The 8769-nt window shown below is 68.5% G+C and carries 7 protein-coding genes; all 7 read right to left on the bottom strand.

The annotated features are described in order from the left end of the window. Nucleotides 1–41: 41 nt before the first annotated feature. The 7 genes from CVA01_RS02960 to CVA01_RS02930 all read right to left on the bottom strand — a co-directional run bounded on the left by CVA01_RS02960 (nt 42) and on the right by CVA01_RS02930 (nt 8682). Entirely contained in the window at nt 42–1589 is a 1548-nt protein-coding gene (locus CVA01_RS02960; protein ID WP_141328480.1) for an acyl-CoA carboxylase subunit beta, read from the bottom strand. After that, nucleotides 1590–3539 carry an acetyl/propionyl/methylcrotonyl-CoA carboxylase subunit alpha gene (locus CVA01_RS02955; protein WP_014011014.1) on the bottom strand — a complete coding sequence of 650 codons (1950 nt, stop codon included), beginning with the start codon at nt 3537–3539 and terminating at the stop codon, nt 1590–1592. Between the two features lie 350 nt (nt 3540–3889). Continuing rightward, the gene (locus CVA01_RS02950) at nt 3890–4282 is read right to left on the bottom strand and encodes a DoxX-related protein (protein WP_244938109.1); all 393 of its coding nucleotides are present in this window, start codon (nt 4280–4282) and stop codon (nt 3890–3892) included. A gap of 20 nt (nt 4283–4302) precedes the next feature. Next, nucleotides 4303–4863, bottom strand: a complete 561-nt coding sequence (locus tag CVA01_RS02945; protein WP_244938108.1) for a HutD family protein — start codon at nt 4861–4863, stop codon at nt 4303–4305. A 70-nt stretch (nt 4864–4933) separates the two neighbouring features. Continuing rightward, nucleotides 4934–5578: a recombination mediator RecR gene (gene recR / locus CVA01_RS02940; protein WP_041630191.1), complete on the bottom strand. Its 645-nt coding sequence runs from the start codon at nt 5576–5578 to the stop codon at nt 4934–4936. A gap of 30 nt (nt 5579–5608) precedes the next feature. Continuing rightward, the gene (locus CVA01_RS02935; protein ID WP_141328476.1) at nt 5609–5923 is read right to left on the bottom strand and encodes a YbaB/EbfC family nucleoid-associated protein; all 315 of its coding nucleotides are present in this window, start codon (nt 5921–5923) and stop codon (nt 5609–5611) included. 62 nt (nt 5924–5985) lie between these two features. Further along, nucleotides 5986–8682: a DNA polymerase III subunit gamma and tau gene (locus tag CVA01_RS02930; protein ID WP_170209671.1), complete on the bottom strand. Its 2697-nt coding sequence runs from the start codon at nt 8680–8682 to the stop codon at nt 5986–5988. Nucleotides 8683–8769 lie beyond the last annotated feature (87 nt).

Genomic DNA, 8769 nt, shown 5'->3' with positions numbered 1-8769 from the left:
GACGGGAAGAGTCGCTGGGGGTGGTGCCGGTACCGGACCCGTCACAGAGGCCCGTTGGAGTGGTACTTGAACCGGTTGAGGTCGCGGTGCTTGGTGCGCAGGGCACGCAGGGCGGCGGCGATGGTGTCGCGGGTGTCGATCGGCTGGACGATGCCGTCGAGCTCACCCATCTCCACGGAGAAGTTCGGGTTGATGTTCTTCGCGGTGTACTCGTCGGAGAGCTGCTTGGCGACGGCTGCCTGCTCGCTCTCCGGGACGGCGCGGATGTCGCGGCGGTTGAGAATCTGGACCGCACCGTCGGCGCCCATCACGGCGATCTCGGCCTTGGGCCACGCGTAGGCGTAGTCCGCGCCGATGCCCTTGGAGCCCATGACGATGTAGGCGCCGCCGTAGGCCTTGCGGGTGATGATGGTGATCATCGGGACGGTGGCGTTGCCGTAGGCGTAGATGACCTTGGCGCCACGGCGGATGATGCCGGCGCGCTCCTGCTCGGCGCCGGGCAGGTAGCCGGGCACGTCGACGAGGGTGATCACGGGCAGGCCGAAGGCGTCGCAGCAGCGCACGAAGCGGGCGGTCTTCTCGGAGGACTCGACGTCCAGGGTGCCGGCGTTGTGCATCGGCTGGTCGGCGACGATGCCGACGGGGCGTCCCTCGATGCAGGCGAAGCCGATGACCATGGACTTCGCCCAGTGCTCCTGGACCTCGACGAATTCGCCGTGGTCGACGATGGCCTCGATGACCTCGACGACGTCATAGGGCATGCGGGGGTCGTCGGGGATGATGTCGCCGACGCCCATCGCAGCCTCGATGTCCTCGGGGGACGGCTGGTAGGAGTAGTTCGACTGCTCGTCGTTGCAGTTCTGCGGGAGGTAGTCCATCAGGCTGCGGGCGTAGTCGATGGCGTCCTCCTCGTCGTCGGCGAGGTAGTGGGCCACGCCGGAGACCGAGTTGTGCATCTGGGCGCCACCGAGGTCGTCGAGGCTGATGACCTCACCGGTGACGGCCTTGACCACGTCGGGGCCGGTGACGAACATGTGGGCGTTCTCCTTCGTCATGATGACGAAGTCGGTCAGGGCCGGGGAGTACACCGCACCGCCGGCGCACGGGCCGAGGATGACGGAGATCTGCGGGATGAATCCCGAGGCCTGGCAGGACGCCCGGAAGATCCGACCGTACATGGCCAGACCACCGACGCCCTCCTGGATGCGGGCTCCGCCGGAGTCGAGCAGGGCGAAGCAGGGGACGCCCTGCTGGACCGCGCGCTCGATGAGGTCGGTGATTTTCTGGCCCTCGACCTTGCCGAGGGTGCCGCCACGGATGGAGAAGTCCTGGGAGTAGACGGCGACGGGGCGTCCGCCGACGGTGCCGAAACCGGTGGCGACGGCGGCGCCGAGGAAGCCCTGGGCCGGGTCGCCGCCGAAGAAGCGGCCGTGCTCGACGAAGGATCCTTCGTCACAGAGCATGTCGATGCGCTCGCGGGCGGTCAGCTTGCCCTTGGCGTGCTGGAAGTTCTTCGCCTTCTCGTCGGCGGCGGCAGCCAGGGCCGTGTAGTCGACGACGGCTTTCTCGGTGCTGGACGCGGTGGTCATCTACGCCTCCTCGGTGTTCTCGGTGGACTCTGCGGCGGCCTCTGCGACGTCGATGTGCAGCAGCGGGGTGCCGGCCGGGACGTTCTGCCCGATCTCGACATCGAAGGAGGTGAGCACGCCGGACGCCGGGGCGTGGATGTACTTCTCCATCTTCATCGCCTCCAGGACGATGATGACGTCACCCTCGTTGACCTGGGCACCGACTTCGGCGCCGAGGCGCACGACGATGGCCTGCATCGGGGCGAGCAGGGCGCCGTCGGCGTTGAGGCCTTCACCGGCGTCCGGGGCGGCGTCCTCCTTGTTCTTCCGGCGGCGGGAGCCGCGCAGCGGCTGGACGCGGCGGCGGGCGTTGCTGCCGATCTCGCCGAGGGAGTCGCCGATGTTGCCGAGGCCGGACTGCATCATCGAGCCGAGGCCGGCGAGGGACGCGAGGCCCTCCGGCAGGGTGATCTTGTGGCGGCGGCCGTCGATCTGGGCGGTGAAGGTGCGCAGCGCGTCGGCGATGGCGTGGCCCACACCGTCCTCGTCGTCGCCGTCCTTCGCGTCGTCCTTCGCGTCGTCCTTGCCGCCCTTCTTACCGAGCTTCACCCACTCCTCGTCGGTGAGCTCGGGGAGGAACTTGGTCTCCAGCCAGCGGGTACGGACCTGCAGGTCACCGTGCTCGTTGGCGCCGTCGAAGTCGGGGTGGGCCATGATGAGGTCCAGCAGCGGGGTGACGGTGGCGATGCCCTTGATCTCCAGCTCACCGAGGGCGCGGCGGGCGCGCTCGATCGCGCGGGTGCGGGTCGGGCCGGTGACGATGAGCTTGGCGATCATCGAGTCGAACTCCGGGGATACCTTGTCACCGAGGCGGACGCCGGTCTCGATGCGGATGCCGTGGCCGGCGGGCCAGGTCAGTTCCTTGATCTTGCCCGCGGCCGGGGCGAGGTCGTTGGCCGGGTCCTCGGAGGTCAGGCGCAGCTCGATGGAGTGGCCGCGGACCTCGGGGACCTCGGGGATGGTGCCGCCGTCGGCGATGGTGAACTGGGCCTCGACCAGGTCGAGTCCGGTGACCTCCTCGGAGACGGTGTGCTCGACCTGGAGGCGCGGGTTGACCTCGAGGAAGTGGAGGTTGCCCTCGTCGGTGAGCATGAACTCACAGGTGCCGAGGCCGACGTATCCGGTGTGGTCGAACAGGGCCTTGGACCACTGAGTCAGGGTCTCGACGGCACCCTCGGGCATGAAGGGGGCCGGGGCCTCCTCGATGACCTTCTGGTTGCGGCGCTGCACGGAGCAGTCGCGGGTGGTGACGACGGCGAAGTTGCCGTGGACGTCACGCATGCACTGGGTCTCGATGTGGCGACCCGAGGTGATGAACTTCTCGATGAAGAACTTGCCGAGGTCACCGCCGGCCATGGCGTGTCCGGCGGCGAAGTTCTTCACGTCCTGCTCGTCACGCATGACCTCGATGCCGCGTCCGCCACCTCCGTCGGAGCGCTTGAGGACGATCGGGAAGCCGTGCTCGGCGATGAAGGCGTCCACCTCGGCCATGTCGGAGACCGGGTCGACGGTGCCGGGCACCGGCTCGACACCGGCGGCGATGGCGACGCGGCGGGCGCTGATCTTGTCACCGAGCTGGCTGATGGTGTCGGCGGCCGGGCCGAGCCAGGTCAGGCCGGCGTCCGCGATGGCCTGGGCTGCCTCGGGGACCTCGGAGAGGAAGCCGTAGCCGGGGTGGACCGCGTCGGCACCGGAACGCTTGGCGATGTCGATGATCTTGTTGACGTCGAGGTAGGTCTCCTGGAGGGTGGTGCCCTCCAGTGCGTAGGCCTCGTCGGCCAGGATGACGGCCGGGGATTCGATGTCCTGGTCGGAGTACACGGCCACGGAGTGCAGGCCGAGGTCACGGGCGGTCCGGACGACACGGGCGGCAATTTCGCCGCGGTTCGCCACGAGGATGCTGGACGGCATCGGGCTCCTTTCGGGGAGACGTCTGATCGGTATGGATCATCTGCGCGGGACCGGTTCCCGCGCGAACGAGGACACACGGTATGCCTACCGTCTGGCACACCGGGTGAGTCATACCTTTGTCATAACGAAAACCACCCCCGTGATTCCCCGCCGCCCGACCCCGGAATCCCCGCAGGTGGGAGACGTTGTTCCAGCAGAGAACGGATTTCCCCGGAAAACGGAATTCCCACTACGCAAGCGGGGTACCCACCCCCGCACTACTGTGGTCATACCACCTGATTGTGATTGGCGTCACTGTATCGTGACATGTTTAAAAACATACGGATGAACCCATGTTCACGGGCGCTCCATCACCGCAATCGGAGCACCGACGCGATCATCGGCAGCTGTGCCGCGACACGGGCCCAGCCGCCGATCTTCATCGCGGTGGACTTCCGGTCGTCGACCTGCCAGTCCATCGCCATCTTCACGTTGCCGGGCAGGACGCCGACGAGGAAGGCAGCGGCAGGCCCGGCGGCCTTCGCCCGGGTCTTCGGGTTGGCGATCGCGGCAGCCAGACCGAACTCGACCAGCCCACTCCCCCACGTCCAGTACTTCGCCTCGCCGGGCAGCTGTTCCGGAATGAGTGTGTCGTAGAAGCGCCGTGCCCCGACATGGAGGACACCCGCACCGCCGAAAACGGTGCTCCACACGGCTGCGCGTGCAACGTCGGATCGGCTGGTCGAGTTTTCGGTTGTGCTCAAGTTCCCGGTCATACCGTCAGTCATACCGTCCACGAGATCACGGCCAGGGGCGTTCCCGGGGAAATGTCACGGATCTCACCCATTCCCGCCCGGTGCGGGACCAGCAGGTCGGCGGTCTCGTCGAGCAGGACCGCAGCCAGGGCATTGTCCACCGGAATGAGCGCGTCCACGACGGTGACCTGCAGGCGTCCTGCGGCGGGACTGTCGTGGTCGACCATGAGGTTCACCGCCCGGGTCGGGCGAGGGAGGTCGGTGAGCACAGCGTCCGCCTCGCCGTCGAAGGCGAACGGGGTGTGGGCGGGGATGCGGTGCGGTGTGCCGTCGACGGTGAGCTCGATGTCCGCGAGCGGGGTGTGGATCCGGTCCATGCCGGGCAGCGGGGAGAACGGCCCCTCCTCCTTGAGGGACGCCACGCTCAGTCGCCACCGGCCGTCGACCGGGAAGAAACGGCTGTAGTACGCGGCGGACTCGTCCGGGGAGATGAGCTCGATCGTGGTGCCCCGGCCGTTGGCCCAGGGCTGCGCGGTCAGGTCGGCGGTGCGGCGCAGCGTGCGCCAGGTGGTGGTTCCGGTGGTGGTCACATGATCAAGTCTGCCCGGGTTGCGGCAGATTCGCAGGACGGGCGGGGACACCCCATCACCACCCCCTCCATCACCCGAGCGGCGTCCGCCCCTCGAAGGCCCGGGAGAGCGTCAGCTCGTCGACGAACTCCAGGTCGCCGCCCATCGGGATACCCGAGGCCAGCCGGGAGACAGTCAGCCCGGGGAAGTCCTTGAGCAGGCGTCCCAGGTAGGACGCCGTGGCCTCCCCCTCGGTGTTCGGGTCCGTGGCGATGATGACCTCGCTGATGTCCGGGGCGTCCGGCAGCGTGCCGTCGGCTGCCGGGACGTCATCGACCCGGCCACCGATGCGCTGCACCAGTGCGGTGACGTTGAGCTCCTTCGGCCCGATGCCGTTGAGCGGGTCGAGTGCCCCGCCGAGGACGTGGTAGCGCCCCTTGTACTCACCGGTGCGCTCGATGACCTGGATGTCCTTGGACTCCTCGACGACGCAGACGAGCGTGGCGTCCCGCGAGGAATCCGCGCAGATGCGGCAGACGTCCTCGGACGAGATGTTGTGGCAGATACGGCAGAAGTGCACACCCTGCTGCAGACGCGTCAGCGCGCCGGCGAGGCGCTCGACGTCCGTCGGCTCCGCCTGCAACAGGTGGAAGGCGATGCGCTGTGCACTTTTCGGGCCCACCCCGGGCAGCCGGGAGAACTCGTCGATGACGTCCTGGAGTGGACCTTCGAACAACTCAGTGGCTCCTGATTCCTCGGACCGGCCCTAGAATCCGAAGCCGCCGAGACCCTGCGACAGCGGGCCCATCTTCTCCTGGGACAGCTGCTGGAGGTTGTCGTTGGCGGCCTGGAAGGCACCGATGACGAGGTCCTGGAGGGTCTCGACGTCGTCGGGGTCGACCACCTGCGGGTCGATGTTCAGGGACTGGACCTCGCCGGCACCGCTGATGCTGACCTTGACGAGTCCGTTGCCGGCGGTGCCCTCGACGGTGGAGGCGACGATCTCGGCCTGCGCCTCCTGGAGCTTCTGCTGCATCTGCTGGGCCTGGGCCATGATCTGGTTCATGTCGGGCTGGGGCACGGTGGGTCCTTTCGGGACGGTTCGGTGTGGTCGTGGGTTTCGGGAGTTACCGGGAAACGAGTCTACCGGGTGCGCTCGGCCCCGAGATGCTGCTCCAGCAGCTCCCCGGCGATCTCGAGGGCGGACCGGTGGTCGAGGTTCCCGGAGTTCGGATCGTCGAGCTGGGCGAGGGCTTCCTCGGCCTCGGCGCGGTGATCGTAGGGCGTCTGGTTCGCGGCACCCTGACCGGGGACGCCGGGGGTCGAGGTCCCGGGTCCGGTGGGCCCGTTCTGGTGTCCGCCGTAACCGTCGTCCCAGGGTTCGCCGGGTTCCTCCGGCAGCGGGACGCCGTTGAAGCCGTTGTCCGCCGCTGTCGCCGCTGCGGACCGCCGGTTGTTGTTGCGTGCCATGCGGGCACGCCAGCCGGTGAGCTCCTCGACATTGTTGCCGTCACCGCCGGTCGCAGGTGCACGATCCTGGGCGGGAGCAGGAACGGGAGTCTGGGCCGGAGCCGGCTGCACCGCGGGAACGGGCGACGGTTCCTGGTCCTGTGCCTTGGCCCGGGCAAGGGCGATCGACACGGGATCCGTCGGAGAGTCCGCTGCCGGGGAAGGTTCGCTCGTCGGCTCGGTCGTCGGAACAGGGGCCGGCTCACCCTCCGGAGCGGGTTCAGGCTCCGGGTCGGGTGCAGGTTCAGGATCGGACGCGGCAGCCGGTTCAGGCGCGACGGGGTGCTCGGGGGCCGGTTCCGGCTCGGGAGCTGGCGGCTGTGCAGGCTCCGGGGTCCCGGTGCCGTCCGCCTCAGCTTTTCCCGGCGGCACTCCGACCACTGCGTGCACACTCACCGGTGTGCCGGTCACCTGCTCTGCAGCCGAGGCATAGGCGGCGGCGTGGGCCGGGTTGTTGATGAAGGACGCCAAGGCGCCGGTGTGGTGGTAGAGCACCACACCCGGGGTGCCGTCGGAGGACGGTTCACCGGCGGTCGGGACCGCGTCACGGGCGGCAATCCATGCACTGAGGTCCACGGCACGGAGGGCCTCGAGGACCTCCGCCCAGCGGGACACCACGTCAGGTGTCGCCGAGGTGTCGGCGGCCGGAGCCACAGGCTGAGACTGGGGCTCTGGCTGGGACTCTGGCGCCTGCTCAGGTTCAGGGGTCGGCTCGGGTTCAGGAGTCGGCTCGGGTTCAGGAGTCGGCTCGGGTTCAGGAGTCGGCTCGGGTTGGGACTCTGGTTGGGGCTCAGGCTCGGGTGCCGTTTCAGGCTCAGGTTCAGGGGCAGGCTCGGGTGCTGGATCTGCAGCAGCCGGTTCGGTGGACCGACGGCGGTTGCGGCGCATGATCTCTCGCGCACGCTCGGCCTCGGACATCGTGTCCTCCGGGGCAGACTCCTCGGCAGGTTCAGGGGTGGAAGGTGCGGATTCAACAGGTTGTACTGTCGCATCAGCTTCGTCGACCTGGGACGGATCCGCCGCCCGAGGTGCAGCCACGGGAGCGGTCGTGGCAACAGGGGTCGCAGTCGGAGCGGCGGCCTGGCGCTGCGACTTACGCACGTAGCGGGTCGTCCCGGCGACACCCGGGGCATCCTCCGGAGATCCCGGAACACCCGGTGCAGCTCCGGCACCCGGCGTGACCTGACCGGATTCCAGGGCCTCGATCCGCTGCGCGAGTGACTCCACCGTCATCCCGGCGGCAGGCAGCGCCATCCGGGCACAGAGGATCTCCAGCAGCAGCCGCGGCGAAGTCGCCCCACGCATCTGCATCAGACCCTCGTTGACCAGCGCGGCGCACCGGGTCAGCGTCGCGGTACCCAGCTCACCGGCCTGGCGGGTGAGCACATCACGTTCATCGACCGGGGCGTCCACCAGGCCGGTGTCGAAGGCCTCCGGCACAGACTGGACGACCAGCAGATCGCGGAACCGGTCGAGCAGGTCGGTGGCGAACCGACGCGGATCATGGCCCGCGTCGATCACGTCGCTGATCACCGAGAAGAGCCCCGCCTGGTCGGCGACGGACAAGGCGTCCACCGCACGGTCGATGAGGGTCGAATCAGTGACACCGAGCAGTGCGACGGCCCGCTTGTAGGTCACACCCTCGGGCCCGGCACCGGCGAGCAGCTGGTCCAGGATCGACAGCGAGTCACGCGGGGACCCGCCGCCGGCGCGGATGACCAGCGGGTACACGGCGTCCTCGACGACGACGTCTTCGTCCTCACAGACCTTCGACAGCAGGCCACGCATGGCCGGCGGGGTCAGCAGACGGAAGGGGTAGTTGTGCGTCCGCGAGCGGATCGTCTGGAGCAGCTTCTCCGGCTCGGTCGTCGCGAAGATGAAGATGAGGTGCTCCGGCGGCTCCTCCACGATCTTCAGCAGGGCGTTGAATCCCGCCGAGGAGATCATGTGCGCCTCATCGATGATGAAGACGCGGTAGCGGGACTCCGCCGGGGCGTAGAACGCGCGGTCGCGCAGCTCGCGCATGTCGTCGACACCATTGTGCGTCGCGGCGTCGAGCTCGGTGACGTCGAGGGTGCCCGGACCACCGGGGGCCAGGGCGACACAGGAATCGCACACACCGCAGGGGGTCGACGTCGGCCCCTCCACGCAGTTGAGGGAGCGGGCGAGGATGCGCGCCGAGGAGGTCTTGCCGCAGCCGCGCGGCCCGGAGAACAGGTACGCGTGGTTGATCCTGCCGCTGTCCAGCGAGGTGCACAGCGGTTCGGTCACATGTTCCTGCCCGACAACCTCGGCAAAGGTCGCCGGCCGGTACTTCCTGTAGAGAGCCACGGCACCAGAGTACAAGGACGCCGGACGCGGTGAACCGGCAACCGTCGGGCAACCCACGGACGACCCACGGGCGACCCCCGGACGCCC

Origin of the sequence: Corynebacterium variabile (assembly GCF_006539825.1) — a bacterium.
GTDB lineage: Bacteria > Actinomycetota > Actinomycetes > Mycobacteriales > Mycobacteriaceae > Corynebacterium > Corynebacterium variabile.
This window is presented reverse-complemented; position numbering and strand designations above follow the sequence as displayed.

Excerpts from the sequence above, each read along its gene's own strand:
- CVA01_RS02960 (WP_141328480.1), bottom strand. The coding sequence starts at position 1,589 with ATGACCACCGCGTCCAGCACCGAGAAAGCCGTCGTCGACTACACGGCC.
- CVA01_RS02955 (WP_014011014.1), bottom strand. The coding sequence starts at position 3,539 with ATGCCGTCCAGCATCCTCGTGGCGAACCGCGGCGAAATTGCCGCCCGT.